A 26,524-nucleotide genomic window follows, 5' to 3' on the forward strand; every position below is an offset into this window, starting at 1 on the left:
CAAACGGCGTTGCCGGGTCGGCAAATGGAACCATGGCAGATCCCATGGGTGACGACGACCTGGCCGCCGTCCTGACCGGCGTCGGCCCCCGCCTGCGCGCACTGCGCACCGAGCGCGGGACGACGCTGACGCAGCTGAGCGAGACGACGGGCATCTCGCTCAGCACGCTGTCCCGCCTGGAGTCGGGCGGCCGCAAACCGACGCTCGAACTGCTGCTGCCCCTGGCGAAGGCGTACGGCGTGCAGCTGGACGAGCTGGTCGGCGCGCCGGACACGGGCGACCCCCGGGTCACCTTCCGCCCCTTCAAGCGCCACGGGATGACCTTCGTCCCGCTGACCCGGCATCTCGGCGGCGTCAACGCGTACAAGCAGGTCATGCCGGGCGCGACGGGCCCGTCCGGCCCGATCGAGCAACGGGTGCACGAGGGCTACGAGTGGCTGTACGTCCTCTCGGGCCGCCTCCGGCTGGTCCTGGGGGATCACGACCTGGTCCTGACGGCGGGCGAGGCGGCCGAGTTCGACACCCATACGCCGCACTGGTGGGGGGCGGCCGGGCCGGAACCGGTGGAGTTCCTCAGCCTGTTCGGGCCGCAGGGCGAGCGGATGCACGTACGGGCGAAGCCGTCGGGGGCCGGGTGAGGGCAGGGGGCGCCGAGGTCACGTCCAGGCGACGGCGACGACGACCGCCCCGGCGGTGAGCGTGCCGACGCCGTAGAAGGCCCACGCCTGCTTGTTCCGCATGCCGATCAGCGCGACCGCCGCCACCAGGGCGTCCAGGGCGAGCTTCACCCACATCTTCGCGTCGATGACCGGCAGGTCCAGGGAGTGCCTGGTCCAGATCAGGCTCGCGCCGGTGACCAGCTGGACGACGGCGCTGACGGGCATGTAACCGGCGGTCACCGGGTCCTTGCCCCGCAGCTGGTAGAAGAGCCCGCCCATGATCGCGGCGAAGCCGAAGAGGTGGAAGACGAGAAAGACGTACCGAAGAGCTTCCATGGCGCGGTGATCCTTTCGATGGTTTCCTCATCTGCGACGAAACGGCCGCCCGACCTGTGAGGTCGGACGGCCGCAACGAGGGGAGACGTGCGTCACACGGCGGTCCTAGGCGGTCTCGTCGGTCCAGTAGTGGGTGAAGCCGACCTGCTCGCCGGAGTCGTAGAGCGTGGCCCGGTAGGTGATGGTGTAGCCCTCGTGGAAGTTCTTGTTGCAGGTCCCGTCCGACCCCCCGCCCAGCTTGTTGACGCAGGAGCCCTTCCGCCCGTTGTTGTCGTACCACTCGACGACGGCCGCGTAGCCGTCCTTCTCGGTGTCCTTCACCCGGAACCAGTCACCGTCGGACGAGAAGTACACACTGACACCCTGCATCTGCTGCGCCGGGGCCCAGTACTTCCCGGACGGCACGTAGTTGGTCGCGTAGTCCGTCTCGGAACCGTAGTACGCCGCCGACGCCGTGGCCGGGTTCATCATCGTCAGAAACGCGGCGCCGCCGACGGCGAACGCGGCCTTGCGGGATATGCGCATGAGCGACCTCCTGGTGGGGCGGGTGGGATGTGAGTGCCCCATGAAGCCAACGAGGATGACTGTGTGTCAAGGCATTTCGCGCCGGGGGTCAGGGCGCGCCCGCGTACCGGCAGCCCAGGCCCCACGCCTGGTGCATCGCGTCGGCGAAGGCCGAGGCCAGGTGGTGTTCGCCCGTGGGGTTCGGGTGGGTGCCGTCGTACGTGGCGGTGTGGATGTCGTACGCCGGGGGGTGGGAGGCCAGGAGGAGGGGGGAGGCGGGGGTGGCCAGGTCGGCCGTGGCCTTGGCCAGGAGCTCGTTGAAGCGGGCGCACTCCGCCGCGAACGGGGCGTCCGTCTCCGCGCGTATGTTCGGGATCACCGGGAGCAGGACCACGCGGATGTGCGGGTTCGCCCCGCGGGCCGCCGTCAGGAACGCGGCGGCGTTCTCCGCCGTCCGGGCACTGTCCGTGTAGAAGCCGAGGTCTATCAGGCCGAGGGAGACCAGCAGGACGTCCGGGCGGTGCGCGGTCACCGCGTCCGCGATCAGCGGGGCCATGTGGAGCCAGCCCTCGCCCCAGCCCGCGAGGTGGCGGCGGGCGGGCGGCGGGAAGTCGTCGGCGGCGTACGCGGAGGACGAGGCGGCGTCCGTATCCGCGTCGTAGAGGCCCGTGCGCGGGCCCACCAGCTCGTGCGGGCCGTCCGGTGCGGTCTCCAGGTGCTGCCACATGCGGTAGCGCCACGTGAAGTCGCCGGCGCGCCCGATGGTCATGGAATCGCCGACACACATGAAACGCATGGCGTCATCATGGCCGATCCGGGCTACGCGCCGGTAGGTGACGATGGACACTTGTGCCATGCGTTCGTACCGACTGACCTCCGCCCTCGGCGCCGCCGTGCTCCTCGCCCTCGCCGCGGCCCCCGCGCTCGCCGATGACGGGGCCGACCGGAGCTTCACCATCGAGGACCCCCGGATCACCGAATCCAGTGGACTCGCCGCGAGCCGCCTCCACCCGGGGATCTACTGGACGCACAACGACAGCGACGACGGCCCGTACGTCTTCGCGGTCGATTCGCGGACCGGGAAGACCGTCGCGACGATCACCATGAAGGGCGTCGGCGCTCCCCGCGACGTCGAGGCCATCTCGATCGGCCCGGACGGGAACGTCTACGTCGGCGACATCGGCGACAACCTCAACGGCAGCTGGGACCACGTCTGGATCTACCGCTTCCCGGAGCCGAAGACCCTGAAGGACGCCACCGTCCGGGCCACGCAGTTCGACGTGAAGTACGCGGACGGGCCGCGCAACGCGGAGGCGCTGATGGTCCATCCGAAGACCGGGCGCGTCTACATCGCGTCGAAGAACGAGGACGGCGGCGGCCTGTACGAGGGGCCCGCGAAGCTCAGCACCGGCGGCGACAACGTCTTCCGGCGGGTCGGGGAGGTCCCGTGGGTGACGGACGGGGCCTTCTCGCCGGACGGCAAGGAGCTCGTCCTGCGCTCCTACTTCAGCGCCCGCGGCTACACCTTCGCGAACGGCCGCCTCGGCAAGGACTACGACGTCGAGTCGCCGCTGCTCCCGCAGTCCGAGTCCGTCACGTACACGGCGGACGGCTCCGCCCTGATGTACGGCTCCGAGGGCGAGCGGAGCAGTGTCGTGCGGGTGGACCTGAAGAAGACCGGGGACGGGGGCGGCGGCGGGGCCGCGCACCGGGCCGGGGGGATCGAGGACACCGCCGACGACGACGGGGACGGCGTGCCGGTGAAGGGCACGACGCTGACCGGCGTCGCCGTGCTCGCCGGGATCGGCCTGCTGCTCCTCCTGGGGCGGCGGCGCCGCAAGGGCTGAGCGCGCCCGATCCCCTGACGCCGGAGTGTCCGGTGCGTCATCCTGGGGTGGCGGGGTCCGGGCACGTACACGGCACGGGGGTGCGGCACCACGATGGTTCCTGGAACGGTGCAGCAACTGACCATCCTGCTGATCCTCGTGCTGCCCGGCGTCTTCCACCAGGCCGTCCGGGAGCGCCTGCGCGGCCCGCTCGCCGCCGAGCAGGAGCCGCAGAACCGCCTCGTACGCGCCATCGCCGCCGGAGCCCTGCTCGACACCCTGTACGTGGTGGCCGCCGGGCCCTGGCTGCTGCGGCTGCTCCTGGGCGACGGCGAAGGGCCCCTCGCGGGCGTGGCACGGCAGCCCCGGCAGGCGGGTCTCGCCGCGCTGCTGCTGATCGTCGTCGTACCGGCCGCGCTCGCCTGGGCGGAGGCGGCCTGGCGGCGACGGGACGCACGGGCCCGGTACGAACCGACGCCGACCGCCTGGGACGCGTTGTTCCGGGGGCGTGGCTCCTGCTTCGTGCGCGTACGGCTCAAGAGCGGTCTGTGGGTGGGCGGCTGGCTGGGTACGCGGTCCGCCGTGTCGGCGTATCCGCACAGCGGGGACCTCTATCTGGAGGCCCAGTACCGGATGGCGCCGGACGGCAGCTTCGTGGGCCGGGTGCCCGGCACCGGGGGCGTGTACGTGCGCGCCGAGGAGATCGACGTACTGGAGATGCTGCTGCCGCCCGAGCGGCAGCGGCCGGTGGTGAGAGGAGCGGACGAGGGTGAGCGAACGGGAACCGGAGCCGGGCAGTGACGACGAACTCGTGGAATGTGTGGAGGAGTCCCGGCACACCAAGACGTACCGGCCCACGCGCCTCGTGGTCGAACCGGACGAACCGCCGCAGGGGCCCTCGGGGTCGGTGATGAGCGGACCGCCGGAGCCGCCGGAGCCGCCGGAGCCGCCGGAGCCGGGGGAGGACTGAGAGTCCTTACGGCCCTGGGAGGACTCAGGAATCCATGGGCCGGATCTCGTAGTGCAGGGTCCGGTCCCGTTTCAGCCGGTGGGTGAGCGGGACGAGCACCCCCTGCGTCGCCGGGTACTTGCGGGACAGCATCCGCGACGCGTGCGTGTTCTCCTTCGAGCCCGCCGGGAGGAGGCGTGCGTGGGCCTCGATCTGGGGGCCCGTGGGGCGGCCGCGCACGGTGCACGGGCCGATCCGCACCACCGGGTGGTTGCGCATGCGCTCCACCTTCCACGCCGAGGAGAACGTCCGGATGTAGGCGTGGTCGCCCTCGACCGCGATGTGCACCGGGGTGTGGGCGTGCGTCCCGTCCTGCCGCCGCGTGCTCAGCAGGACGGTGTACTGCTTCACGAAGGGCCTGAGCTGCGGGACCGTATCCATACGTCCATGGTCCGCCGGTGCGGGCCGGGGCTCATCCGGGCGCGGGGTGCTCCGCAGCGGTTTCGCGTAAGGTCCCCGGATCATGAGCCCCCGCATCCCCGAGCCCTTCGCCACGCCCCGCCTGCACGCGCTGCCCCTGCGGGTGGAGTACGCGGACGAGATGGCCGCCGTCCTGGCCGACCCGGCCCTGCACACCTTCACCGGGGGCGCCCCGGAGACCCCGGAGGCGCTGCGGGCGCGCTACGCCCGGCAGACGGCCGGGTCGCCGGACCCGGACGAACGGTGGTGGAACTGGGTGCTGAGGGCCGGAGACGCCCTCGTGGGTTACGTGCAGGCCACGGTGCGCGGTGACCGCGCCGAGATCGCGTGGGTGGTCGGCGTCCCGTGGCAGGGGAAGGGGTACGCCCGCGAGGCTGCGGGGGGCCTGGTCGCGCATCTCCGCGAGGCGGGCGTGCGCACGGTGATCGCCCACATCCACCCCGAACACACGGCGTCCGCCGCCGTGGCCGCCGGGGCGGGTCTGGCGCGGACGGGGGAGTGGGAGGACGGCGAGGAGCGGTGGCGGCTGGTCCTCTAGCGCCTCAGGCGTCCGGGGTGCGGGGCTTGGCGCGGCCCGCCCGGACCAGTTCGGCGACATCGAGGCTCACCTCGGCGCCGATCGACGCGGGCAGGGGCGCCTGCTGGCCGGGGGCGTACACCTCGTGGCGGTCGTACGAGCTGCCCAGCGGGTCCGTGAGGACGTGGACGCGGTCGTGCTTCCGGTCGAGGATCACGTAGACGGGGATCTTCGCCTCGGCGTACGCGGCGACCTTGTGCCGCAGGTCGCTGGCGTAGTTGCTGGAGGTGACCTCCAGGACGAGGCGGAAGACGGCGGGGTCGTAACTGTTGTTCTTGATCAGGTGTTCATCGAAGTCCGCGTCCACCAGGGCGAGATCGGGGACCGCGAAGTCCTCGGGGCCACCCGGCAGCCATAGGCCGATGCCTTGGAGGACTGCCGTCTCCCCGTCGTCGAGTCCGGCCGTGATGAACGGACGCATGAGCTTGGTCAGCGCGCGGGCGTGGGGGCCGTCCGGGGGCGGAGCCACGGTGATGACGCCTCCGATGATCTCGACGCGATGGCCGGGATTCTGCTCGGCGAGCCGGTTGGCCGTGACGAGCAGGGGCTCCGGTCCATCGTCACAGGGGTGCTCGACTGCTGATGCAGACATTGCGGGCCTCCTGGAACGGCTGGTGTCGAGACCATCATCGTAGGGCGGAACAGCCCCAGACCGTGTTTCTGGCATATGCCACACGGTGGAGTGAAGCAGAAACGGCCCCGCACACCGCGAGGTGCGCAGGGCCGTTCCGGGGCGTGCGGGTTACAGCTTCTCGATCACGTAGTCGATGCAGGCCGTCAGGGCCTGGACGTCCGACGGGTCGATCGCCGGGAACATCGCCACGCGGAGCTGGTTGCGGCCGAGCTTGCGGTACGGCTCGGTGTCCACGATGCCGTTGGCGCGGAGGGCCTTGGCGATCGCGGAGGCGTCGATCTCGTCCGCGAAGTCGATCGTGCCGATGACCTGGGAGCGCTTGGCCGGGTCGGTGACGAACGGGGTCGCGTACTTGGACTCCTCGGCCCAGCCGTAGAGGTGGCCGGAGGAGGCGGCCGTGCGGCCGGTCGTGAAGTCCAGGCCGCCCTGGGTGTTCATCCACGTCAGCTGCTCGTTCAGCAGGAAGAGCGTGGCGAGCGCCGGGGTGTTGTACGTCTGGTTCTTCAGCGAGTTGTCGATCGCCGTGGGCAGCGAGAAGAACTCCGGGATGTGGCGGCCCGAGGCGTGGATGCGGGCCGCGCGCTCCAGGGCGGCCGGCGAGAAGACGCCGATCCAGAGGCCGCCGTCGGAGGCGAAGGACTTCTGCGGGGCGAAGTAGTAGACGTCCGTCTCGGCGATGTCGACCGGGAGGCCGCCCGCGCCGGAGGTGGCGTCCACCAGGACGAGCGCGCCCTCGTCGGCGCCCGCGACGCGCTTGACCGGCGCGGCGACACCGGTGGAGGTCTCGTTGTGCGTGAAGGCGTAGACGTCGACGCCCGCCTCGGCCACCGGGTCCGGGTGCGTGCCCGGGTCGGAGGCGATGACGGTCGGGTCCGCCAGCCACGGGGCCAGCTTGGCGGCCTTCGCGAACTTCGAGGAGAACTCACCGAAGTTGAGGTGCTGGGACTTCGACTCGATCAGACCGTGCGTCGCGATGTCCCAGAAGGCGGTGGAGCCGCCGTTGCCCAGGATCACCTCGTAGCCCTCGGGGAGGGAGAAGAGGTCGCGAACGCCCTCGCGCACCGCGCCGACCAGGTTCTTCACCGGGGCCTGGCGGTGGGACGTACCGAGCAGAGACGTGCCGGTGGCGGCCAGCGCGTCGAGCGCCTCGGTCCGCACCTTGGAGGGACCGGCGCCGAAGCGCCCGTCTGCGGGCTTGATGTCAGCGGGAATCTGGATGTCGGCCACGAGTCGGAGCGTAACGCCTCCGTGCGGAGGCCACGCACCCTGTCCGTCGGATGAGACAGGGCTTCCGACTCGTGGTCGTCGGAGGAACATCCGTGCGCGCGGTGTCAGCGCAGCGTGACCGGGAGTTCGTACAGGTCGTTCTGCGTGACGATCGGCTTGTTGCGCAGCCCGGACGCCGGGACGGCGAGGGACAGTTCCGGGAAGCGGGCGTACAGCGCGGGCAGCGCCACCGACGCCTCCAGGCGGGACAGCGCGGCGCCCGGGCAGACGTGCGGGCCGTGCCCGAAGGAGATGTGGCGGTTCGGGGAGCGGGTCACGTCGAACTCCGTGGCCGAGGCCCCCCACTGCCCCTCGTCGTGCGCGATGGCCGCGAACGAGGTCATGACGCCCTCGCCCTTCGGCAGCACCCGGTCGCCCACCTCGATGTCCTCCGTGGCGAACCGGATCAGGATGTGCGAGGTCGGCGCCGACCAGCGCAGCGTCTCCTCGATCACCCCGTCCCAGCCCACCTCCCCGGCCAGCACCGCCCGCCGTTGCTCGGGGTGGGTCTCCAGCGCGACCACCGCGTTCACGATGAGGCTGATCGTCGTCTCGTGGCCCGCCGCGATGATCAGCTTCAGGGTGTTGAGGATCTCGTCGTCGGTGAGGTGGTCCCCGTCCTCGGAGGCCAGGAGCAGCGCCCCGGTCAGGTCGTCGCCGGGGGTGTCCTTCTTCTCGTCCAGGATGCGCGAGAAGAGGGTGTGGATGTCCGCCATCATCTGCGGCACCTCGGCGCGGGGCGTCATGTTGGAGAAGAACTTGTCGAACAGTTCCTTCATCCGGGGCAGGTCCGCCGAGTCGATGCCCATCAGTTCGCTGATCACGTTCATGGGCAGCGGGTAGGCGAACTCCGCCTTCAGGTCCACCGTTTCGCCCGCCGCGTGCTCCTCCAGGCGGTCGAGCAGCACCTTCGTCCGCGCCTCGATGCCCTCGCGCAGCCGCTCCACCCGGCGCACGGTGAGCGCCTGCGCGACCAGGCCGCGCAGGCGGCGGTGCTCGGCGCCGTCGGCGGTGAGCATGGTGCGGCCCGGGTTGACGAGGCCGATGAGCGGCCAGTCGAGCGGGATCTCGCCGCGCTGCCAGGCGCCCCACACGTTGATGTCCTTGACCAGGCGGCTGTCGGTGAGCAGCGCCTTCGCCTCGGCGTAGTGCGTGACGGTGTAGACGGGCACCCCGCCCGGCAGCTCGACCCGGGCGAGCGGGCCCGCCGCGTGCAGCCGGGCGCTCTCGCCCGCGAGGTCGCTGACGAAGGGGTCCAGGACGATGCGGTCGGTTTCTTCTGCGGCGGGCGCGGTCATCTGGGGCCTCCGATGGCGGGGGTCGGCGTGAAGGTCACGGGCAGGTCGGTCAGGCCGCGCAGCCAGGGGGAGGGGCGCCGGGTCAGCCGCTCGGCGGGGACGGCGAGGTCGACGTCCGGCAGCCGGTCGAGGATGACCTCGATGGCCGTACGGGCGATGACCTCGGCGGTCTCCTGCGCCGGGAACGGGCAGCGGTGCTCGCCGTGGCTGAAGGAGAAGAACGCGTTGTTGCCGCCGGTGAGCGTCGAGCCGTCCGTACGGACCTGGGGGTCGGCGTTGGCCCCGGCGAGGGAGAGGACGAGCAGGTCGCCGGCCTTGATGTGGCGGCCGCCGAGGTGTGTGTCGCGGGCGGCCCAGCGGCCGGCGATGTTCTGGCTGGGGGTGTCCTCCCACAGCACTTCGTTCATGGCCTCGGCGACGCTGTGCCTGCCGCCGGAGAGCGAGGCGGCGAAGCGGTCGTCGGTGAGCATGAGCCGCAGCGAGTTGCCGATCCAGTCGGCGGTCGGCTGGTGCCCGGCCGCCATCATCACCATGAGGTCCCGGGCCACGTCCTCGTCCGTGAACCCCGCCGTGTTGGCGAGCATCCGCGAGGCGACGTCGTCCCCGGGCTCGGCGCGCCGGTCGGCGAGCAGCGCGTACATGGAGCCGGCGATGTGCTTCTGGCCGGCGAGGGCGGTGGGCCCGCCGTTGATCATGTCGTTCATCGCGGTGACGAGGGCGGGGCCCTTGTCGTCGGGGAAGCCGTACAGCTTCGCCAGTACGCGGACGGGGAGGAGCATCGCGTAATCGGCGATGAGGTCCGTCGAGCCGGCCGCGCAGAACGTGTCGATCAGTTCGTCCGCGAACTCCTCGGTGCCCTTCCTGAGCTCGAAGGGGTTCGTCGCCTCCAGCGCCTCGCAGATCACGGCCGCCCGGCGGCTGTGGCGCTCGCCGACCGTGTAGAGGATCGACGGCTGGGTCCGGCTGATCATCGGCATCAGCGGCCAGTCGTCGGGGATGGCGTCCCACTGGTTCCACAGCTGCGAGTCGCGGGTGAAGAGGGCCGGGTCCCCGGTGACCTGGTGCAGCTCGCGGTAGCCGAGGACGAGCCAGGCCGGGACGTCACCGGGCAGCACGATCGGGGCGACCGGGCCGTGGTCGCGCCGCAGCTCCCGGTACAGCTGCGCCGGTTCGCCCTGGAAGCGGGGCCCGGACAGCGGCACGGCACCGGAGGCGTGGGGGCACTCGGTCACGGGGCGGGCTCCGGGGTCAGGGCGGGGGTGCCGCCTCCGGCGGGCGCGGGGGCGTCCGCGGTGCGGGCAGCGGAGAGCCGGTGCAGATGCTCGACCAGGGTGATCAGGACGTACTTGCTGGAGGACCGGTCGCGCGCGTCGCACTCCACGAGCGGGACGTCCGGGGAGATATCGAGCGCCTCCCGGATCTGCTGCTCGGTGTGGAGCGGGCCGCCGAAGTCGTTGCAGGCCACGATGAACGGCGTGCCGTGGTGCTCCAGCCGGTCGATCGCGTACCAGGAGTCGGCCAGGCGGCGGGTGTCGACGAGGACGACGGCGCCCAGGGTGCCGGAGAACAGCCGGTCCCACAGGAACCAGAAGCGCTCCTGGCCGGGCGCGCCGAACAGGTAGAGCACCGAGCGTTCGTCCAGGCTGATGCGGCCGAAGTCGAAGGCGACCGTGGTGGACGTCTTGGACCCGACGCCGTCGAGGTGGTCGACCGCCTCGCCCGCGCGGGTCATCGTCTCCTCCGTGTTGAGCGGACGGATCTCGCTCACGGATCGGACCATGGTGGTCTTGCCGACCCCGAAGCCGCCGACCACGACTATCTTCAGTCCGTTGTCGGCCGTCGCTCTCAGGGCGGCGCGGTCAGAGGTTGCGGAGTCCAACGAGCACCTGTTCCAGGATGTCGGGGGCGGGGAGCCGGTCCGATACGCGTGCGGTACGCGGATGGCGGGCGCTGATCCGGCCGGTGTCGAGAAGATCGCAGAGCAGGATGCGCACGATGCTGACGGGCAGGTCGAGGTCGGCGGCGATCTCCACGACGGCGGTGGGGCGCTCGCACATCCGGAGGATCGCCACGTGCTCCGACTGCATCCCGGGGGCCGGTTCGCACTCGGCGACGACCAGGGTGACCAGGTCGAAGGCGGCGGAGTCGGACCGGGTGCGGCCGCCCGTCAGGGTGTAGAGCCGGTCCGGCGCGTCGTCCCGGCCGGGGCGGGGGCGGGGTGTCATACGGCCGTGCCCCGGGCGGCGGCGACCGCGTCGGCGGGTTCGCGCGGCGGGGCGACCAGGTGCTCGCCCAGCTGCTCGACCAGCTCGCTCATGTTGTGGCCGACGAGGCCCACGTCGGCGCTCTCGGCGGCGACGACCGCGAGGTGGGCGCCGGCGCCCGCCTCCACGATGAACAGGATGCCGCCGTAGAACTCGGCCATGGCGGAGCGGACGCCGCCGCTGCCGTTGCCGAACTCCACGGACGCGCCGTGGGACAGGCTCTGGATGCCGGCGGAGATCGCGGCGAGCTGGTCGGCCTGGTCGACGGAGAGCTCCGGCGTGCGGCACAGCTTGAGGCCGTCCCTCGACAGCACGAGGGCGTGGCGGGCGCCGGGGGTCCGTTCGAGGAGCCCCTCCAGCAGCCAGTTGAGCTTCTCGTCGGTGGTCGCGGTCATCGGGAGCTGTCCTCCGGGGCTGGGGGGTCGGGCCGTACGGCGTTGCGGAAGCTGCTGAAGCGGGCCGCCCGGGCCTTGGGGTCGGGCGCGTCGTCCGTGGCGCCGGCCTCGGCGGGCGCGGGTGCGGTGGCCCGGGCCCTGGCCTCGGCGGCGGCCAGGGTGCGCCCGCGCGAACGCTTGGGCAGGCCGCTCTCGCCGAACTTCGGGAGGTTGCCGGTGGTGTCCGACGCGGAGTCGGAGCGCAGGGGCTCCTGGGCGGGCGGCCGGGCGGCGGGGTCCGTCCCCAGGGTGTGGACGGGCTCGGGCTCCGCGGGGGCGGACGCGGGTCCGGGGGTGGTCCGGACCGCGGTGGTGCGGGTGATGATCTCCTGCGGGAGCATCATCAGCGCGCCGGTGCCGCCGCGGGCGGAGGGCCGGAAGGAGACGGTGAGCCCGTGCTTGCGGGCCAGCCGGCCGACGACGGCGAGCCCGAGGCGGGTGCCGGTCAGGCCGGTGAGGTCGGCGTCCTCGGCGGCGACCGCGCGTTCCGCCCGGCGCAGCTGCACGTCGCTCATGACGAGGCCGCTGTCCTCGACGGTGAGGACGATCCCGGCCGGGACCTCCTCCACGTACACATGGACCTCGGCGGTGGGCGGCGAGAAGTTCGCGGCGTTGTCGAGGAGCTCGGCCAGGGCGTGCATGACGCCCTCGGCGGCGTGGCCGGCGACGGCGACGTCGCTGGAGGAGTGGAGCCGGACGCGCTGGTAGCCGCTGATCCGGCCCATCGCGCCGCGCAGCACGGACTCCATGACGATGGGCCTGGCCCAGCGCCGTCCGGAGCGGGCGCCGGTGAGCACGGCGACGGAGTCGGCGAGGCGGCCGGCCTGGGCGGTGCGGTGGTCGAGGTGGAGCAGGTCGGCGAGGACGTCCTCGGAGGTGTGCCGGTGCTCCATCTCGCGGAGGTCGGCGAGCATGCTCGTGGAGAGGGCCTGCATCCGGCCGGCGGCGTTGGCGCAGGCGGTGAGGGCGGCGGAGCGCTCGGTCTCGGCGCGCGAGGCGCGGGCCTTCAGCCGGGCGTTCTCGGCGGTGAGGCGGGCGGTGCCGGCCTCGGCCTCCTCCTTGGCCTTCGCCGTCGCGGCGGCTGCGGCCGCCTTGAGGCGGGCGTTCTCCGCGGTGAACCGCTGGGCGTCGGCGGCGGAGGCGGAGACCAGGCGGGACACCTCCGCCGTGAACCGGTCGCTCTCGGCGGCGTGCGTCGCGCGGAGGCGGCGCACGGTGGCGCGGGCGTGGACGGCGGTGGTGACGGCGGCCACGAGCAGCACGGCGGCCCCGCCGGAGCCCCAGGCCACCGCGGTCCTGGCCGATTCGGGAGCGGCGAAGGTCGCCCACACGCTCAGGGCTGCGGAGAGGGCCGCCGTGACCAGAAGGGCCAGTGCGGTCGGCCGGGTAGAGGGGCGCAAAGCGGAGTCCTTGGGGCGGACGGCGGCGGACGGGGCGGTTCGGACGAGCGCGGCACCAGGGGTGTGTGGGACAACCGGGGCAGCTGAATCTGGAGTAAGTCCCCGTCACTATATGAGAATTGGGGAACCGGTTGGGAAGAACTTGTGGTGAAAACTGTTCTGTTTCTGATTTCAACTTGTCAATTTCTGACCGTTAGCCTGGGACGAGCGGAAATACCGCACGATTCAGGACTCAGAAGGACAGGCTCCAGTGAATGACCGGCCCACCACCACCGCCGCCGCGGATCCGGCCGCAGCGGCTGCCCTCGCCGTGCCGGAGGCGGTCGCCTCGCCGGCGCTCGGCGCGGGACAGCGGCCCGGCGGGCGGCGGGCCGCGCTCGCCCCGGTCGCGCTGGTCGTCGCGGGCGGGCTGTCGGTGCAGTTCGGCGCCGCCATCGCGGTACTGCTGATGCCCCGGGCCGGGGCGCTCGGCGTCGTCACGCTGCGGCTGGCCGCCGCCGCGCTCGTCCTGCTCGTCGTCTGCCGGCCGAAACTGCGCGGCCACTCCCGGGCCGACTGGGGCACCGTGGCCGCCTTCGGCATCGCCATGGGCGGTATGAACACGCTGTTCTACCAGGCCGCCGACCGCATTCCGCTCGGCGCCGCCGTCACCCTGGAAGTGCTCGGCCCGCTCGCCCTGTCCGTGGTCGCCTCGCGCCGCCTGGTCAACGTCGTCTGGGCGGCCCTCGCCCTCGGCGGCGTCGTCCTGCTGAGCGGCGGGGGCTTCGACCGGCTCGACCCGGCCGGAGCCGCCTACGCGCTGGGGGCCGGGGCGATGTGGGCGGCGTACATCGTCTTCAGCGCCCGCACCGGCCGCCGCTTCCCGCAGGCGGACGGCCTCGCCCTGGCGATGGTCGTCGCCGCGCTCCTCTCACTGCCCCTCGGCATCATGGACGCGGGCTCCAGGCTCCTCGTCCCCACGACCCTCGGCCTCGGCGCGGCCGTCGCCCTGCTCAGCTCCGTACTCCCGTACACCCTGGAACTCATCGCGCTGCGCCGCATGCCCGCGCCCACCTTCGCCATCCTGATGAGCCTGGAGCCCGCGATCGCCGCCATGGCCGGATTCCTCATCCTCCACCAGGCCCTGTCCGTCACGGACGCCCTCGCCATCGCACTGGTCATCGGGGCGAGCATGGGGGCGGTACGGAGTCAGGTGCGGGGGGCCGCGCAGCGGTGACGGGGGCCGACGCGGTCAGCTCCCGTCCGGAGCCCACCACGTCAGGTTCGCGGCGGCCCGTGCCACCGGCTCGATGATCTCCCAGCCCTCCGCGATCAGCCCCTCCTCGACGCGCCAGATGTCGACCACCACGATCTCCGGGCCTCCGTCGGGGAGGCGGCGCCGGGAGTGCACCACGACGTGGTCGCCGTCGGCCAGCAGGTGATCGATCCCGACCTCCATCCCGGCGGTCGGGGCGATCGCCGCCTCCACGGCCGCCAGCCACTCCGCCTTGGTGGAGGCGATCCCGCCCGGCCGGTGGTGCGTGAAATCCTCGCTGAGAAGCGGGGCCAGCGCCTCGGTGCTGCCGGTTTCGAGGAGGGTGGCCAGGGCCTGTCGCACGATGTTCTTGTTCTCGTCGCTCATGCGGCCCATGCTTTCCGCCGCCGCCCCGGCTGTCGATGAAATGCCATGTCATGGCGGGCGGCCCGGGCGGCGGGTACGGTCGGCGCTCGTGCGGACCGTCGGCGAACTCCTGCGGCACTGGCGCCACCGCAGGGGCGTCAGCCAGCTCGACCTGGCGCTCGCGGCCGGCGTCTCGCCCCGGCACGTCAGCCTCGTGGAGACCGGAAGGTCGAACCCCAGCGCCGACATGGTCCTGCGGCTCGCGGAGCACCTGGACGTCCCCCTGCGCGAGCGCAACCGGCTGCTCCTCGCGGCAGGCTTCGCGCCCCGGTACGCGGAACGCCCCCTGGGGCACGACGCGCTGGCGGCGGCCCGGGAGGCGGTCGAGCGGGTGCTCCGGGCGCACGAGCCGTATCCGGCGGTGGCCTTCGACCGCCACTGGGACATCGTGCGCGCCAACCGGGCCGTCGAGCCGTTCTTCGCGGGCGTCGCCCCCGAGCTGCTGCGCCCGCCGGTCAACCTCGTACGCCTGGGCCTCGACCCCCGGGGATTCGCGCCCCTGGTGGCCAATCTCGCCGACGTACGGACGCTGTTCCGGGCCCGGGTCGGCCGTCAGCTCGCCGCCGCCCCCGACGCCCGCCTCGCCGCCCTGTACGAGGAGCTGCTGGCCCCCGGCGGGGAGGACGAGGAGGAAGGCGCGTCGATCGCCGCCGGGTCCGATGTCGTGATCCCGATGATCCTGAGGCTCGGCGGACGCGAGGTGCGGATGTTCTCGACCATCACCACCTTCGGCACCCCGATGGACATCACGCTGGACGAGATCGCGATCGAGCTGTACTACCCGGCGGACGAGGAGAGCGCGGCGTACTTCCACTGAGCGGACCCCGTCGGCGGCCCGCGCGGAAAAAATCATGCAAGCGTGCTTGATTGTTTCGGGTTCCGCTGGCAGGCTCCCGGACACGCCGTCACGCCCCGAGGGGAGCGCACCGTGTCCGATGCCTCAGCCGTGCTGGACGATCTGCGCAGCGAGAGCCAGGAGCTCGACCTGCTCGTCGCCGGGGCGACCGCGAGACAGTGGGCGGGGGAGACCCCGGCCGAGGGGTGGACCCTCGCCCACCAGATCGCGCACTTGAGCTGGACCGACGACGTCGCGCTGATCTCCGTCACCGACCCCGGCCGCTTCGGGGACGAGGTGGCGAGGGCCATGGCGGACCCCGGGGGCTTCGTGGACCGGGCCGCCGACGAGGTCGTCGCCGCGTACCCGCCGGACGCGCTGCTCGTCCGCTGGCGTGAGGGCCGCGAGCGGTTGCAGGAGGCCCTGCGCGCGGCGCCCGCCGGGTCGAAGTTCCCCTGGTACGGGCCGCCGATGAGCATCGCCTCCATGGCGACCGGGCGGCTCATGGAGACCTGGGCCCACGGCCAGGACATCGCCGACGCCCTCGGAGCCACCCGCACCCCGACCGCCCGGCTGCGGCACGTGGCCCGGATCGGGGTCCGGGCCCGCGACTACGCCTTCTTCGTACGGGGGAAGCAGCCGCCCGCCGAGGAATTCCGGGTGGAACTGGCCGCGCCCGGCGGTGAGCTGATCACGTACGGCCCCGAGGACGCCGCCCAGCGGGTCACCGGGCCGCTGCACGACTTCTGCCTGCTCGTCACGCAGCGCGCCCACCGCGACGACCTGGCCGTCCGCGCGGACGGGGCGGACGCGGACGCCTGGCTGTCGATCGCGCAGGCATTCGCGGGGCCCGCGGGGACGGGGCGGGCGCCGAAGGGGGAGCGATGACGGAGCCCGCGCCCCTCCGCATAGGCAACGCCTCGGGGTTCTACGGGGACCGCTTCGACGCCCTGCGCGAGATGCTCACCGGCGGTCCGCTCGACGTCCTCACCGGGGACTATCTCGCCGAGCTGACGATGCTCATCCTCGGCCGCAGCCGCCTCAAGGACCCGGCGCGCGGCTACGCCTCCACGTTCCTGCGGCAGTTGGAGGACGGGCTCGGGCTCGCCCGCGAGCGGGACGTGCGGATCGTCGCCAACGCGGGCGGGCTCAATCCGGCCGGGCTCGCCGACGCGATCCGGGAGCTGGCCGAAAAGGTGGGCGTGCCGGTGCGGGTGGCGCATGTGGAGGGGGACAGCATCCCCGTACCGGAGGGCTTCCTCACCGCGAACGCGTACCTTGGGGGAGCAGGCATCGCGGCTTGCCTGCGGGCCGGTGCCGAGGTCGTCGTCACCGGCCGGGTGACGGACGCCGCCCTCGTCACCGGCCCAGCCGCCGCCCACTTCGGCTGGGGGCCCGAGGACCACGACGCGCTCGCCGGGGCCGTCGTCGCCGGGCACGTCCTGGAGTGCGGTACGCAGGCCACGGGCGGCAACTACGCCTTCTTCCGCGACCACGACCTCCGCCGCCCCGGCTTCCCGGTCGCGGAGATCCACGCGGACGGCAGCTCGGTCATCACCAAGCACGACGGCACCGGGGGCGTCGTGGACCTCGGCACGGTCACGGCCCAGCTCCTGTACGAGACCGGCGGCGCCCGGTACGCGGGCCCCGACGTCACCGCCCGGCTCGACACCGTGCGGCTGGCCCAGGACGGGCCGGACCGGGTCGCGATCACCGGCGTACGCGGGGAGGCCCCGCCCCCCACGCTCAAGGCCGGGCTGACCCGGCTCGGCGGCTGGCGCAACGAGGTCGTCTTCGTGCTCACCGGTCTCGACATCGAGGCCAAGGCCGCGCTCGTCCGGGACCAGTTCGCGGACGCCTTCGCGCGCGCCGGACGGCGGCCCGAGGAAGTCCGCTGGGAGCTGGCCCGTACGGACAAGGCCGACGCGGACACCGAGGAGACGGCGAGCGCCCTCCTCCGGCTCGTGGTCCGGGACCGCGAACAGGAGCCCGTGGGGCGGGCGTTGTCCGGCGCGGCGATCGAGCTGGCGCTCGGCAGCTACCCCGGCTTCCACGTCACCGCCCCGCCCGGGAAGGGCGCGCCGTACGGGGTGTTCGAGGCGCGGTACGTCCCGGCGGAGGACGTGGAGCACGTCGCCGTACTGCCGGACGGGACGCGCCGGGTCATCGAAGCCCCCGCCCGTACGCAGCCACTGCACGACGTCGAACAGCCGCCCCTGCCCGCGCCGTTGGAGCCGAGCCGCACCCTGCGCGCCCCCCTCGGCCGCGTCGCCGGGGCCCGGAGCGGGGACAAGGGCGGGGACGCCAACGTCGGGGTGTGGGTCCGGGGCGAGGACGCTTGGCGGTGGCTGGCGCACGAGCTGACCGTCGACCGCTTCCGCGCGCTCCTCCCGGAGACCGATGGGCTGACCGTCGTACGCCATGTCCTGCCCAACCTGCGGGCGTTGAACTTCACCGTGCACGGACTGCTCGGCGAAGGCGTCGCCGCGCAGCACCGCTTCGACCCGCAGGCCAAGGCGCTGGGGGAGTGGCTGCGCGCCCGCCACCTGGAGATACCCGTGACCCTTCTGGAGGTGCCCGCATGACCGTCCTGCCCACCGGGCTCGACACCGCGAGCCCCGACTACGCGGCCAACCGGGCCGCCATGCTCGACAAGCTGGCCGAGCTGGAGGCCGCGCACGCCAAGGCCCTGGAGGGCGGCGGGGAGAAGTACGTCGAACGCCACCGCAAGCGCGGCAAGCTGCTCGCCCGGGAGCGCGTCGAACTGCTGGTCGATCCGGACACACCGTTCCTGGAGCTGTCGCCGCTGGCCGCCTGGGGCAGCGAGTACGCGGTGGGCGCCTCGCTCGTCACCGGGATCGGGGTGGTGTCGGGCGTCGAGTGCCTGATCACCGCCAACGACCCGACCGTACGCGGCGGGGCGTCGAATCCGTGGACGCTGAAGAAGGCGCTGCGCGCGAACGAGATCGCCTTCGCCAACCGGCTGCCGGTCATCAGCCTGGTCGAGTCCGGGGGCGCCGACCTGCCGTCGCAGAAGGAGATCTTCATCCCGGGCGGCGCGCTGTTCCGCGACCTCACACGGCTCTCGGCGGCCGGGATCCCCACCGTGGCCGTGGTCTTCGGCAACTCGACCGCCGGGGGCGCCTACGTCCCCGGCATGTCCGACCACACCGTGATGATCCAGGAGCGCTCCAAGGTCTTCCTGGGCGGACCGCCCCTGGTCAAGATGGCGACCGGTGAGGAGAGCGACGACGAATCGCTCGGCGGGGCCGCGATGCACGCCCGTACGTCCGGGCTCGCCGACCACTTCGCCGTGGACGAGCAGGACGCCCTGCGCCAGGCCCGCCGCATCGTCGCCCGCCTCAACTGGCGCAAGGCGCACGCGGATCCGGGGCCCGCCGAGCCGCCCAAGTACGACGCGGACGAGCTCATCGGCATCGTGCCCGGCGATCTGAAGGTGCCGTTCGACCCGCGCGAGGTGATCGCCCGGCTGGTCGACGGCTCGGACTTCGACGCGTTCAAACCGCTGTACGGGACGAGCCTGGTCACCGGGTGGGCCGCTCTGCACGGCTATCCGGTCGGCATCCTCGCCAACGCGCAGGGCGTCCTCTTCAGCGAGGAGTCGCAGAAGGCCGCCCAGTTCATCCAGCTCGCCAACCAGCGCGACATCCCGCTGCTCTTCCTCCACAACACCACCGGCTACATGGTCGGCAAGGAGTACGAGCAGGGCGGCATCATCAAGCACGGCGCGATGATGATCAACGCCGTCTCGAACTCGAAGGTCCCGCACCTGTCGGTCCTGATGGGCGCCTCGTACGGCGCCGGGCACTACGGGATGTGCGGCAGGGCGTACGACCCGCGCTTCCTCTTCGCCTGGCCCGGCAGCAAGTCCGCCGTCATGGGGCCGCAGCAGCTCGCCGGGGTGCTCTCCATCGTCGCCCGCGCCTCGGCCGCCGCGAAGGGGCGTCCGTACGACGACGAGGCGGACGCCGCCCTGCGCGCGATGGTCGAGCAGCAGATCGAGTCCGAGTCGCTGCCGATGTTCCTGTCCGGGCGGCTGTACGACGACGGGGTCATCGACCCGCGCGACACCCGGACCGTGCTCGGCCTGTGCCTGTCCGCCATCCACACCGCACCGGTCGAGGGCGCCCGGGGCGGCTTCGGCGTCTTCCGGATGTGAGTAGAGATGATCAACAGTTTGCTCGTCGCGAACCGGGGCGAGATCGCGTGCCGGATCTTCCGCACCTGCCGGGCGCTCGGCATCGCCACCGTCGCCGTGTACTCCGACGCGGACGCCGGTGCGCTGCACGTCCGGGAGGCCGACACCGCCGTACGGCTGCCGGGCGCGGCCCCCGCCGATACGTATCTGCGCGGCGATCTCGCCGTGGCCGCCGCGCTCGCCGCCGGGGCGGACGCCGTGCATCCCGGCTACGGGTTCCTCTCCGAGAACGCCGGGTTCGCCGCCGCCGTGGGCGAGGCCGGGCTGCGGTGGATCGGGCCGCCCGTCGAGGCGATCGAGCTGATGGCGTCGAAGACCCGGGCCAAGGAGCTGATGGCCGCCGCCGGGGTGCCGCTCCTCGCGCCGGTGGACCCGGCCGCCGCGACCGCCGGCGACCTGCCGCTGCTGCTGAAGGCGGCGGCCGGTGGCGGGGGGCGGGGGATGCGGGTCGTACGGGACCTGGGGGACCTGCCGGGGGAGCTGACCGCCGCCCGGGCCGAGGCGCTGTCCGCGTTCGGGGACGGCGAGGTGTTCGCCGAGCCGTACGTGGAGCGCGGCAGGCACGTCGAGGTCCAGGTGATGGCGGACGCGCACGACGGGGTGTGGGCGCTGGGGACCCGGGACTGCTCGCTCCAGCGGCGGCACCAGAAGGTCATCGAGGAGGCGCCCGCCCCGGGTCTGCCGGACGGGCTGCGGAGTCGGCTGCACGAGGCGGCGGTGGCCGCCGCCCGGGCCGTGGGCTACCGGGGGGCCGGGACCGTGGAGTTCCTGGTCGCCGCCGACGGGCGGCCGTACTTCCTGGAGATGAACACCCGGCTTCAGGTGGAGCACCCGGTGACCGAGGAGGTGTACGGGCTCGATCTCGTCGCGCTCCAGCTCCGGATCGCGGAGGGCGAGCCGCTGCCCTCCGCCGAGCCCCCGGCACCCTCCGGGCACGCCGTGGAGGCCCGGCTGTACGCGGAGGACCCGGCGCGGGACTGGCAGCCGCAGACCGGAGCACTGCTCTCGCTGGACGTGCCGGGGGAGCCGGGGGTGCGCCTCGACACCGGGTACACCGGCGGCGACGTGATCGGCGTGCACTACGACCCGATGATCGCCAAGGTGATCGCCCGGGCGCCCTCCCGCAACAAGGCCGTACGGCTCCTCGCCCGGGCCCTGGAGCGCGCCCGGATCCACGGCCCGGTCACCAACCGCGAGCTGCTTGTCCGCTCCCTGCGCCACCCCGACTTTCTGGCGGCCCGGCTGGACACCGGCTTCTACGACCGCCACCTGACGGCCCTGACCCCGATGCCCGACGAGACGTCCGTACGGCAGGCCGCGACCGCCGCCGCCGTCGTCGAGGCGGCCCGCAACGCCACGCTCAATGTCGGGGGCTTCATGCGCTTCGGCGCCTGGCGCAACCTGCCCTCGCAGCCTCAGCTCCGGCGCTACCGCAGCGAACCGGACGGCCGCGAGTACGAGATCACCTACCGCCCCACCCGCGACGGCCTGGCCGTCGGCACGGAGGGCGTCCGTGTGGTCTCCGCGGACCGGATCCGCGTCACCCTCGACATCGACGGCGTGACCCGCGTCTTCCACGTGGCCGTCCACGACACCAAGGCGTACGTGGACACCGCGTCCGGCGCGTACACCTTCACCGCTCTGCCCCGCTTCACCGACCCCGCCGACCGCACCGAGCCCGGATCGCTGCTCGCCCCCATGCCCGGCACGGTGGTCCGCCTCGCGGACGGCCTGGCGGAGGGGGCCGCCGTCGAGGCCGGGCAGCCGCTGATCTGGCTGGAGGCGATGAAGATGGAGCACCGCATCCTCGCCCCCGCCTCCGGCACGCTCACCGCCCTGCACGCCGCGCCCGGCCTCCAGGTGGAGGTCGGCGCCCTGCTCGCCGTAGTCACCGACCCCTCTGAGGAGCAGCCCGCATGAGCACCGTCCTCGAAACCGAAGAGCACCAGGCCCTGCGCGCCGCCGTCGCCGCCCTCGGGAAGCGGTACGGGCGGGAGTACATGCAGTCCCTCGTCAGCGAGGGCGGCCACCCCCGCGAGCTGTGGGCCGAGGCCGCGAAGGCGGGCTTCCTCGGCGTGAACCTCCCCGAGGAGTACGGCGGCGGGGGCGCGGGCATGGCCGAACTGTCCATCGTCCTCGAAGAGCTGGGCGCCTCCGGCTCCCCGCTCCTGATGATGATCGTGTCGCCCGCGATCTGCGGCACGGTGATATCCCGCTTCGGTACGGACGCGCAGAAGCGGCAGTGGCTCCCCGGGCTCGCCGACGGCTCCCTCACCATGGCCTTCGGCATCACCGAGCCGGACGCCGGTTCCAACTCGCACCGCATCACGACCACGGCGCGCCGGGACGGCGGGGACTGGCTGCTCACCGGCCGTAAGGTCTTCGTCTCGGGCGTCGACATCGCGGACGCCACGCTGATCGTCGGCCGCACCGAGGACGCGAGGACCGGCAAGCTCAAGGCGTGCCTGTTCATCGTCCCGCGCGAGACGCCCGGCTTCCGGCGGAACCGGATCGACATGGAGCTCCACGCCCCGGAGAAGCAGTTCGAACTGGTCCTGGACGACGTGCGGCTGCCCGCCGAGGCGCTGGTGGGGGATGAGGACGCGGGGCTTCTCCAGCTGTTCGCGGGCCTCAACCCGGAGCGCATCATGACCGCGGCCTTCGGCATCGGGATGGGTCGCTACGCGCTCGGCCGGGCGGTCGAGTACGCGAAGACGCGCCAGGTCTGGAAGGAGCCCATCGGCGCCCACCAGGCCGTCGCCCACCCGCTGGCCCAGGCCCACATCGAACTCGAACTGGCCCGCCTGATGATGCAGAAGGCCGCCCGGCTCTACGACGCGGGCGACGACTTCGGCGCGGGCGAGGCGGCGAACATGGCGAAGTACGCGGCGGGCGAGGCGTGCGTGAAGGCGGTGGACCAGGCGGTGCACACGCTGGGCGGCAACGGGCTCACCCGGGAGTACGGGCTGGCCTCGCTGATCACGGGGGCGCGGGTGGCGCGGATCGCCCCGGTCAGCCGGGAAATGATCCTCAACTACGTATCCCACCAGACCCTGGGTCTCCCCAAGTCGTACTGAGGGGGCCACAGTCGTACCTACGCGAGAGGCCATCCCCCCGCATCGAAGGGACCGACATGGCGCACGTGTTCCGCAGTGCTTACCCCGACGTACAGCCGCTCGACACCGCCATCCACGACGCGGTGCTCGGGCACGCCACCGAACGGTTCGGCGACACCGTCGCCCTGATCGACGGCACCAACGAGAGCAGCCGCCTCACCTACGCGCAGCTCGACTCCTTCCACCGCAGGATCGCCGCCGGCCTCGCCGCGGCCGGGCTGGTCAAGGGAGACGTGCTCGCCCTGCACAGCCCGAACACCATCGCGTACCCCGCCGTCTTCCACGCCGCGACGCGGGCGGGCGCCACGGTCACGACGGTGCACCCGCTGGCCACGGCCGAGGAGTTCGCGAAGCAGCTCCGCGACTCCTCGGCGCGCTGGATCGTCACGGTGTCCCCGCTGCTGGCGGTCGCCCGCCGGGCCGCCGAACTCGTGGGCGGCATCGAGGAGGTGTTCGTCTGCGACCACGCGGAGGGGCACGCCTCGCTCCTGGACATGCTCACCACGACCGCCCCGGAACCGATGGTGACCGTGGACCCGGCCGAGGACGTCGCGGCGCTCCCCTACTCCTCGGGCACGACGGGCGCCCCGAAGGGCGTCATGCTGACGCACCGGTCGATGGCGACGAACCTGGAACAGCTGGGCCCGTTCGTGCCGTTGGGTGAAGGACACCGCATCCTGGCGGTCCTCCCCTTCTTCCACATCTACGGCCTGACGGCCCTGATGAACGCCCCGCTGCGCCTCGGCGCCACGGTCGTCGTCCTCCCGCGCTTCGACCTCGCGCAGTTCCTGGCGGCGATCGAGACGCACCGCATCAACGGCCTGTACGTGGCTCCGCCGATCGTGCTGGCCCTCGCGAAGCACCCGGTGGTCGACCGCTACGACCTGTCCTCGCTGGAGTACATCGTCAGCGCCGCCGCCCCGCTGGACGCGGACCTGGCCGCCGCGTGCTCCCGCCGCCTCGGTCTGCCGCCGGTCCGCCAGGCGTACGGGATGACGGAGCTGTCCCCGGGCACGCACGTCGTCCCGCTCGCCGCCGAGAACCCGCCGCCCGGAGCGGTCGGCACGCTGCTCCCGAGCACCGAGATGCGGATCGTGTCCCTGGACGACCCGTCCGCCGACGCCCCGCCCGGCGAGCCCGGCGAGATCCTGATCCGGGGGCCCCAGGTCATGAAGGGATACCTGGGCCGCCCCGACGCCACCGCCGAGATGATCGACCCGGACGGCTGGGTGCACACCGGTGACGTCGGCCGGGTCGACGAGGAGGGCTGGCTCTTCGTGGTCGACCGCGTGAAGGAGCTCATCAAGTACAAGGGCTACCAGGTCGCCCCGGCGGAGCTGGAGGCGCTGCTGCTCGGCCACGAGGGGGTGGCCGATGCGGCGGTGATCGGCGTCCAGGACCCCGACGGCAACGAGATCCCGAAGGCCTACGTGGTCCGGGGCCCGGGGTCGACGGTGACGGCGGAGGGCCTGATGGAGTGGGTGGCGGAGCGGGTATCGCCGTACAAGAAGGTGCGCGAGGCCGAGTTCATCGAGACGGTGCCCCGGGCGGCCTCGGGGAAGATCCTGCGGCGGGAGCTGCGGGACCGGGGGTGACGGGCGTCGATCTCGTGGCCCGGATCCGGTCGAGTGGCTACGGCTGAGCCATGTCCGCACTGCCCGACTGGATGCGCCCGCCCCGCGCGGAAGGCTGGTTCGCGGACGACCTGGACCGCCTCCCCGAGGCACCGCGTCACACCGAGCTGATCGACGGAGCCCTCGTCTTCATGAGGTCCCCGCAGCGGTGGTGGCACGGCCATCTCGTCACGATGCTCACTGTGGCTCTCATGGAGCAGGCACCGGCCGATGTGCGGGTCGGACGGGAGATGACCATCACGACTCGCCGTCGAGGTGGTCTCGCCCGAGTCCGCACACCGGGACCGCACGGTGAAGCTCCGGAAATATGCGGAGGCCGGCATTCCGCACTACTGGCGAAGCTCGCTCCACCCCGCCGCGGCTGATTCGGCACCCGTACCGGAAGATGCTGGAGGCCGGGTTCATTGAGGTACACGAGTGCGAGGAGACCGGACGTGACGACCGACGACACGGGTGCGCGCGGGCGCGCCCGGCTGCTGTGGGTGGTCGCGGCCCTCGCGTACGCCGTCGACCTCGGCACCAAGCTCGCGGTGGTCGCGAAGCTCGAAGGCCGTACGTCCGTGTCCGTGCTCGGGGACTGGCTGGTGCTGCGGGTCCAGCGCAACCCCGGCGCCGCCTTCGGCGTGGGCGAGGCGACGACGATCGTCTTCACCCTGGTCGCCACGGCCGTCGCCGTCGTCGTGGTCCGCTACTCGCGCCGCCTGGCGAGCGCCCCGTGGGCCGTCGCCCTCGGCCTGCTCCTCGGCGGCGCCCTCGGCAACCTCACCGACCGCCTCTTCCGCAGCCCCGGCGACTTCCAGGGTGCGGTGGTCGACTTCATCGCCGTCCGGGACTTCAGCGTGATGAACCTGGCCGACTGGGCGATCACCTGCGGCTGCGCGCTGGCCGTACTGCTGTCCTTCCGGGGGTCGCCGACGACCGCCGCCGACCGTTCCGCCGCCGAGGAGGCGCCGGGGGCGCGGGCGTAGCGCGGCTACCGCGGCGCCGGTGCGCTCACGCTCCGCTCGTCGGGTCCCAGAGGCCGTCCGCCTCTCCGCGCGCCAGGTGGTCCGCGTAGACGCCGACCTTCCAGGCGATGACCGAGCGGCACTCCTCCAGGGCCGCGATGCGGTCGTCCACGCGTTGGCGGTGGGTGTCCAGGAGCCGGAGGCGTTCCGTCTCGTTCCCCGGGCCCTGGCGTACGAGGTCGGCGAACCGTTTCAGTTCGGACAGGGGCATGCCGGATTCCCGCAGCTTCACGCAGATCAGCAGCCAGTCGACGTCGAGCGGGCTGTACCGGCGCCGGCCGCCGGAGGTGCGGTGCACCGGGCCCACGAGCAGGCCCTCGCGTTCGTAGAAGCGGAGGGCGTGGACGCCGAGGCCGGTGCGGGCGGAGACCTCGCCGATGCCCAGGGTGTCGGTGGTTGCCATGCGGCGCAGCGTAGGACTTGATCTAGAGCGCGGTCCAGGTCATAGCTTCGGCGCATGGACCCCAACGGACAACAGCCTCTCGGCTCTCCCTTCTCCGCCGCCAGCACCGCCCAGGACGTCATCGCGGGCTTCGACCTCTCCGGCCGGAACGCCGTGGTGACCGGCGGCTACTCCGGGCTCGGGCTCGAAACCACCCGGGCGCTCGTCGCCGCCGGGGCGCGCGTGATCGTTCCGGCACGGCGGCCCGACGTCGCCCGTGCCGCGCTCGCCGGGACGGGCGGTGACGTCGAGGTCGTCCCCATGGACCTGTCCGACCTCGGAACCGTACGGGCGGCGGCCGCGCACCTGCGCGCGTCGCTGACCACGCTCGACCTGCTCTTCGCCACCGCCGGAGTCATGGCGACCCCGGAACGGCGCGTCGGGCCCGGCTGGGAGAGCCAGCTGGCGGCCAACCACTTCGGGCACTTCACCCTCGCCTGCGAGCTCTACCCGCTCCTGGCCGCCGCCGACGGAGCGCGGGTCGTGGCCTACAGCTCCGGTGCCCACGGCATCACCGGCATCCGCTGGCACGACCCCCACTTCCGTACCGGATACGACAAGTGGCACGCGTACGGCCAGTCCAAGACCGCCAACGCGCTCTTCGCCGTCCACCTCGACGCCCTCGGCCGCGAGGACGGCGTCCGGGCCTTCTCGCTCCACCCGGGCAAGATCATCACCGGCCTGCAGCGGGAGATGACGCTCCAGGAGCAGATGGACAACGGCTGGGTGGACGCGCACGGCAACGTGATCGGCGAGGGCTTCAAGACCGCCTCGCAGGGCGCCGCCACCGGCCTGTGGGCAGCCACGTCACCGCTGTTGGCGGACCGGGGCGGCGTGTATCTGGAGGACTGCGAGATCGCCTCCGTCACCGGGCCCGAGGACGAGGCGGGCGTCCGCGCCCACGCGGTCGACACCGACGCGGCGGCCCGGCTGTGGGACCTGTCCGTCGCGGCTACGGGGGTGGGGCCGCTCGGGGGGTAGGCA

General features: G+C 72.6%; 29 protein-coding genes and 1 pseudogene. 16 read left to right on the forward strand and 14 right to left on the reverse strand.

The window, feature by feature from the left end:
• Positions 1 to 44 precede the first annotated feature (44 nt).
• Complete coding sequence (locus ACZ6C6_RS25175; RefSeq protein ID WP_469205728.1) at positions 45 to 638, forward strand: helix-turn-helix domain-containing protein; 594 nt, start codon at positions 45 to 47, stop codon at positions 636 to 638.
• Positions 639 to 656: 18 nt separating this feature from the next.
• Here the strand turns inward: ACZ6C6_RS25175 and ACZ6C6_RS25180 are convergent, their stop codons facing one another.
• The 3 genes from ACZ6C6_RS25180 to ACZ6C6_RS25190 all read right to left on the reverse strand — a co-directional run bounded on the left by ACZ6C6_RS25180 (position 657) and on the right by ACZ6C6_RS25190 (position 2,295).
• Positions 657 to 995 carry a hypothetical protein gene (locus ACZ6C6_RS25180; protein ID WP_469205512.1) on the reverse strand — a complete coding sequence of 113 codons (339 nt, stop codon included), beginning with the start codon at positions 993 to 995 and terminating at the stop codon, positions 657 to 659.
• 105 nt (positions 996 to 1,100) lie between these two features.
• Positions 1,101 to 1,520, reverse strand: coding sequence for a hypothetical protein (locus tag ACZ6C6_RS25185; RefSeq protein ID WP_469205514.1), 420 nt, complete (start codon positions 1,518 to 1,520; stop codon positions 1,101 to 1,103).
• 88 nt (positions 1,521 to 1,608) lie between these two features.
• Positions 1,609 to 2,295, reverse strand: a complete 687-nt coding sequence (locus ACZ6C6_RS25190; RefSeq protein ID WP_469205516.1) for a GDSL-type esterase/lipase family protein — start codon at positions 2,293 to 2,295, stop codon at positions 1,609 to 1,611.
• Positions 2,296 to 2,353: 58 nt separating this feature from the next.
• Between ACZ6C6_RS25190 and ACZ6C6_RS25195 the strand changes: the two genes are divergently transcribed.
• The 3 genes from ACZ6C6_RS25195 to ACZ6C6_RS25205 all read left to right on the forward strand — a co-directional run bounded on the left by ACZ6C6_RS25195 (position 2,354) and on the right by ACZ6C6_RS25205 (position 4,295).
• Complete coding sequence (locus ACZ6C6_RS25195) at positions 2,354 to 3,346, forward strand: SdiA-regulated/phytase-like domain-containing protein (RefSeq protein ID WP_469205518.1); 993 nt, start codon at positions 2,354 to 2,356, stop codon at positions 3,344 to 3,346.
• Between the two features lie 108 nt (positions 3,347 to 3,454).
• Positions 3,455 to 4,126 (forward strand): DUF6338 family protein, encoded by a 672-nt coding sequence (locus ACZ6C6_RS25200; RefSeq protein ID WP_469205520.1) that lies wholly within the window; start codon positions 3,455 to 3,457, stop codon positions 4,124 to 4,126.
• On the forward strand, positions 4,095 to 4,295 hold the full coding sequence (locus ACZ6C6_RS25205; protein ID WP_469205522.1) for a hypothetical protein: 201 nt from the start codon (positions 4,095 to 4,097) through the stop codon (positions 4,293 to 4,295). The genes ACZ6C6_RS25200 and ACZ6C6_RS25205 overlap by 32 nt, the downstream gene beginning before the upstream one ends.
• A 24-nt stretch (positions 4,296 to 4,319) precedes the next feature.
• On the opposite strand, the gene ACZ6C6_RS25210 is transcribed toward ACZ6C6_RS25205, so the two are convergent.
• A complete protein-coding gene (locus ACZ6C6_RS25210; protein WP_469205524.1) occupies positions 4,320 to 4,715 on the reverse strand; it encodes a PPOX class F420-dependent oxidoreductase in 396 nt (131 codons plus the stop codon).
• Positions 4,716 to 4,797: 82 nt separating this feature from the next.
• Between ACZ6C6_RS25210 and ACZ6C6_RS25215 the strand changes: the two genes are divergently transcribed.
• Positions 4,798 to 5,292 (forward strand): GNAT family N-acetyltransferase, encoded by a 495-nt coding sequence (locus ACZ6C6_RS25215; RefSeq protein WP_469205526.1) that lies wholly within the window; start codon positions 4,798 to 4,800, stop codon positions 5,290 to 5,292.
• Between the two features lie 4 nt (positions 5,293 to 5,296).
• On the opposite strand, the gene ACZ6C6_RS25220 is transcribed toward ACZ6C6_RS25215, so the two are convergent.
• The 8 genes from ACZ6C6_RS25220 to ACZ6C6_RS25255 all read right to left on the reverse strand — a co-directional run bounded on the left by ACZ6C6_RS25220 (position 5,297) and on the right by ACZ6C6_RS25255 (position 12,627).
• The gene (locus ACZ6C6_RS25220) at positions 5,297 to 5,923 is read right to left on the reverse strand and encodes a Uma2 family endonuclease (protein ID WP_469205528.1); all 627 of its coding nucleotides are present in this window, start codon (positions 5,921 to 5,923) and stop codon (positions 5,297 to 5,299) included.
• Positions 5,924 to 6,073: 150 nt separating this feature from the next.
• A complete protein-coding gene (gene serC, locus ACZ6C6_RS25225; protein WP_469205530.1) occupies positions 6,074 to 7,192 on the reverse strand; it encodes a phosphoserine transaminase in 1,119 nt (372 codons plus the stop codon).
• A 104-nt stretch (positions 7,193 to 7,296) separates the two neighbouring features.
• Positions 7,297 to 8,529 (reverse strand): cytochrome P450 family protein, encoded by a 1,233-nt coding sequence (locus tag ACZ6C6_RS25230; protein ID WP_469205532.1) that lies wholly within the window; start codon positions 8,527 to 8,529, stop codon positions 7,297 to 7,299.
• The gene (locus ACZ6C6_RS25235) at positions 8,526 to 9,761 is read right to left on the reverse strand and encodes a cytochrome P450 (RefSeq protein WP_469205534.1); all 1,236 of its coding nucleotides are present in this window, start codon (positions 9,759 to 9,761) and stop codon (positions 8,526 to 8,528) included. The genes ACZ6C6_RS25230 and ACZ6C6_RS25235 overlap by 4 nt, the downstream gene beginning before the upstream one ends.
• On the reverse strand, positions 9,758 to 10,408 hold the full coding sequence (locus tag ACZ6C6_RS25240; protein ID WP_469205536.1) for a GTP-binding protein: 651 nt from the start codon (positions 10,406 to 10,408) through the stop codon (positions 9,758 to 9,760). Before ACZ6C6_RS25240 ends, ACZ6C6_RS25235 begins: the two co-directional genes overlap by 4 nt.
• Positions 10,389 to 10,754, reverse strand: a complete 366-nt coding sequence (locus ACZ6C6_RS25245) for a DUF742 domain-containing protein (RefSeq protein ID WP_161211670.1) — start codon at positions 10,752 to 10,754, stop codon at positions 10,389 to 10,391. Before ACZ6C6_RS25245 ends, ACZ6C6_RS25240 begins: the two co-directional genes overlap by 20 nt.
• Entirely contained in the window at positions 10,751 to 11,188 is a 438-nt protein-coding gene (locus ACZ6C6_RS25250) for a roadblock/LC7 domain-containing protein (RefSeq protein ID WP_425816062.1), read from the reverse strand. The genes ACZ6C6_RS25245 and ACZ6C6_RS25250 overlap by 4 nt, the downstream gene beginning before the upstream one ends.
• Positions 11,185 to 12,627 carry a sensor histidine kinase gene (locus ACZ6C6_RS25255; protein WP_469205538.1) on the reverse strand — a complete coding sequence of 481 codons (1,443 nt, stop codon included), beginning with the start codon at positions 12,625 to 12,627 and terminating at the stop codon, positions 11,185 to 11,187. Before ACZ6C6_RS25255 ends, ACZ6C6_RS25250 begins: the two co-directional genes overlap by 4 nt.
• Before the next feature lie 250 nt (positions 12,628 to 12,877).
• Between ACZ6C6_RS25255 and ACZ6C6_RS25260 the strand changes: the two genes are divergently transcribed.
• Positions 12,878 to 13,843: an EamA family transporter gene (locus ACZ6C6_RS25260; RefSeq protein WP_469205540.1), complete on the forward strand. Its 966-nt coding sequence runs from the start codon at positions 12,878 to 12,880 to the stop codon at positions 13,841 to 13,843.
• A 15-nt stretch (positions 13,844 to 13,858) separates the two neighbouring features.
• Here the strand turns inward: ACZ6C6_RS25260 and ACZ6C6_RS25265 are convergent, their stop codons facing one another.
• Entirely contained in the window at positions 13,859 to 14,248 is a 390-nt protein-coding gene (locus ACZ6C6_RS25265; RefSeq protein ID WP_469205542.1) for a nuclear transport factor 2 family protein, read from the reverse strand.
• Between the two features lie 88 nt (positions 14,249 to 14,336).
• Here ACZ6C6_RS25265 and ACZ6C6_RS25270 point away from each other — a divergent pair, with 88 nt between their 5' ends.
• The 9 genes and pseudogenes from ACZ6C6_RS25270 to lspA all read left to right on the forward strand — a co-directional run bounded on the left by ACZ6C6_RS25270 (position 14,337) and on the right by lspA (position 25,059).
• Positions 14,337 to 15,104: a helix-turn-helix domain-containing protein gene (locus tag ACZ6C6_RS25270; RefSeq protein WP_469205544.1), complete on the forward strand. Its 768-nt coding sequence runs from the start codon at positions 14,337 to 14,339 to the stop codon at positions 15,102 to 15,104.
• 111 nt (positions 15,105 to 15,215) lie between these two features.
• A complete protein-coding gene (locus tag ACZ6C6_RS25275) occupies positions 15,216 to 16,010 on the forward strand; it encodes a TIGR03084 family metal-binding protein (RefSeq protein ID WP_469205546.1) in 795 nt (264 codons plus the stop codon).
• Complete coding sequence (locus ACZ6C6_RS25280; RefSeq protein ID WP_469205548.1) at positions 16,007 to 17,707, forward strand: acyclic terpene utilization AtuA family protein; 1,701 nt, start codon at positions 16,007 to 16,009, stop codon at positions 17,705 to 17,707. Before ACZ6C6_RS25275 ends, ACZ6C6_RS25280 begins: the two co-directional genes overlap by 4 nt.
• Positions 17,704 to 19,302 (forward strand): acyl-CoA carboxylase subunit beta, encoded by a 1,599-nt coding sequence (locus ACZ6C6_RS25285; RefSeq protein WP_469205550.1) that lies wholly within the window; start codon positions 17,704 to 17,706, stop codon positions 19,300 to 19,302. Before ACZ6C6_RS25280 ends, ACZ6C6_RS25285 begins: the two co-directional genes overlap by 4 nt.
• Before the next feature lie 6 nt (positions 19,303 to 19,308).
• Positions 19,309 to 21,261, forward strand: coding sequence for an acetyl/propionyl/methylcrotonyl-CoA carboxylase subunit alpha (locus ACZ6C6_RS25290; RefSeq protein ID WP_469205552.1), 1,953 nt, complete (start codon positions 19,309 to 19,311; stop codon positions 21,259 to 21,261).
• Positions 21,258 to 22,418: an acyl-CoA dehydrogenase family protein gene (locus ACZ6C6_RS25295; RefSeq protein WP_469205554.1), complete on the forward strand. Its 1,161-nt coding sequence runs from the start codon at positions 21,258 to 21,260 to the stop codon at positions 22,416 to 22,418. The genes ACZ6C6_RS25290 and ACZ6C6_RS25295 overlap by 4 nt, the downstream gene beginning before the upstream one ends.
• Before the next feature lie 56 nt (positions 22,419 to 22,474).
• Complete coding sequence (locus tag ACZ6C6_RS25300) at positions 22,475 to 24,052, forward strand: AMP-binding protein (protein WP_469205556.1); 1,578 nt, start codon at positions 22,475 to 22,477, stop codon at positions 24,050 to 24,052.
• 50 nt (positions 24,053 to 24,102) lie between these two features.
• Positions 24,103 to 24,427: pseudogene (locus ACZ6C6_RS25305) on the forward strand (Uma2 family endonuclease); the annotation flags it as partial.
• A 98-nt stretch (positions 24,428 to 24,525) separates the two neighbouring features.
• Positions 24,526 to 25,059 carry a signal peptidase II gene (gene lspA, locus ACZ6C6_RS25310; RefSeq protein ID WP_469205558.1) on the forward strand — a complete coding sequence of 178 codons (534 nt, stop codon included), beginning with the start codon at positions 24,526 to 24,528 and terminating at the stop codon, positions 25,057 to 25,059.
• A gap of 25 nt (positions 25,060 to 25,084) precedes the next feature.
• Here lspA and ACZ6C6_RS25315 read toward each other — a convergent pair whose 3' ends face one another.
• Positions 25,085 to 25,501 (reverse strand): MerR family transcriptional regulator, encoded by a 417-nt coding sequence (locus tag ACZ6C6_RS25315; protein ID WP_469205560.1) that lies wholly within the window; start codon positions 25,499 to 25,501, stop codon positions 25,085 to 25,087.
• 54 nt (positions 25,502 to 25,555) lie between these two features.
• Between ACZ6C6_RS25315 and ACZ6C6_RS25320 the strand changes: the two genes are divergently transcribed.
• Entirely contained in the window at positions 25,556 to 26,521 is a 966-nt protein-coding gene (locus tag ACZ6C6_RS25320) for an SDR family NAD(P)-dependent oxidoreductase (protein ID WP_469205562.1), read from the forward strand.
• The last annotated feature ends 3 nt before the right edge of the window (positions 26,522 to 26,524 follow it).

It is taken from the genome of Streptomyces sp. NPDC041814 (assembly GCF_055590565.1).

Coding starts and splice junctions, on each gene's coding strand:
- ACZ6C6_RS25175 (WP_469205728.1), top strand. CDS start 45: ATGGGTGACGACGACCTGGCCGCCGTCCTGACCGGCGTCGGCCCCCGC.
- ACZ6C6_RS25180 (WP_469205512.1), bottom strand. CDS start 995: ATGGAAGCTCTTCGGTACGTCTTTCTCGTCTTCCACCTCTTCGGCTTC.
- ACZ6C6_RS25185 (WP_469205514.1), bottom strand. CDS start 1,520: ATGCGCATATCCCGCAAGGCCGCGTTCGCCGTCGGCGGCGCCGCGTTT.
- ACZ6C6_RS25190 (WP_469205516.1), bottom strand. CDS start 2,295: ATGCGTTTCATGTGTGTCGGCGATTCCATGACCATCGGGCGCGCCGGC.
- ACZ6C6_RS25195 (WP_469205518.1), top strand. CDS start 2,354: ATGCGTTCGTACCGACTGACCTCCGCCCTCGGCGCCGCCGTGCTCCTC.
- ACZ6C6_RS25210 (WP_469205524.1), bottom strand. CDS start 4,715: ATGGATACGGTCCCGCAGCTCAGGCCCTTCGTGAAGCAGTACACCGTC.
- ACZ6C6_RS25215 (WP_469205526.1), top strand. CDS start 4,798: ATGAGCCCCCGCATCCCCGAGCCCTTCGCCACGCCCCGCCTGCACGCG.
- ACZ6C6_RS25220 (WP_469205528.1), bottom strand. CDS start 5,923: ATGTCTGCATCAGCAGTCGAGCACCCCTGTGACGATGGACCGGAGCCC.
- ACZ6C6_RS25230 (WP_469205532.1), bottom strand. CDS start 8,529: ATGACCGCGCCCGCCGCAGAAGAAACCGACCGCATCGTCCTGGACCCC.
- ACZ6C6_RS25245 (WP_161211670.1), bottom strand. CDS start 10,754: ATGACACCCCGCCCCCGCCCCGGCCGGGACGACGCGCCGGACCGGCTC.
- ACZ6C6_RS25250 (WP_425816062.1), bottom strand. CDS start 11,188: ATGACCGCGACCACCGACGAGAAGCTCAACTGGCTGCTGGAGGGGCTC.
- ACZ6C6_RS25265 (WP_469205542.1), bottom strand. CDS start 14,248: ATGAGCGACGAGAACAAGAACATCGTGCGACAGGCCCTGGCCACCCTC.
- ACZ6C6_RS25280 (WP_469205548.1), top strand. CDS start 16,007: ATGACGGAGCCCGCGCCCCTCCGCATAGGCAACGCCTCGGGGTTCTAC.
- ACZ6C6_RS25285 (WP_469205550.1), top strand. CDS start 17,704: ATGACCGTCCTGCCCACCGGGCTCGACACCGCGAGCCCCGACTACGCG.
- ACZ6C6_RS25290 (WP_469205552.1), top strand. CDS start 19,309: ATGATCAACAGTTTGCTCGTCGCGAACCGGGGCGAGATCGCGTGCCGG.
- ACZ6C6_RS25295 (WP_469205554.1), top strand. CDS start 21,258: ATGAGCACCGTCCTCGAAACCGAAGAGCACCAGGCCCTGCGCGCCGCC.
- ACZ6C6_RS25300 (WP_469205556.1), top strand. CDS start 22,475: ATGGCGCACGTGTTCCGCAGTGCTTACCCCGACGTACAGCCGCTCGAC.
- ACZ6C6_RS25315 (WP_469205560.1), bottom strand. CDS start 25,501: ATGGCAACCACCGACACCCTGGGCATCGGCGAGGTCTCCGCCCGCACC.
- ACZ6C6_RS25320 (WP_469205562.1), top strand. CDS start 25,556: ATGGACCCCAACGGACAACAGCCTCTCGGCTCTCCCTTCTCCGCCGCC.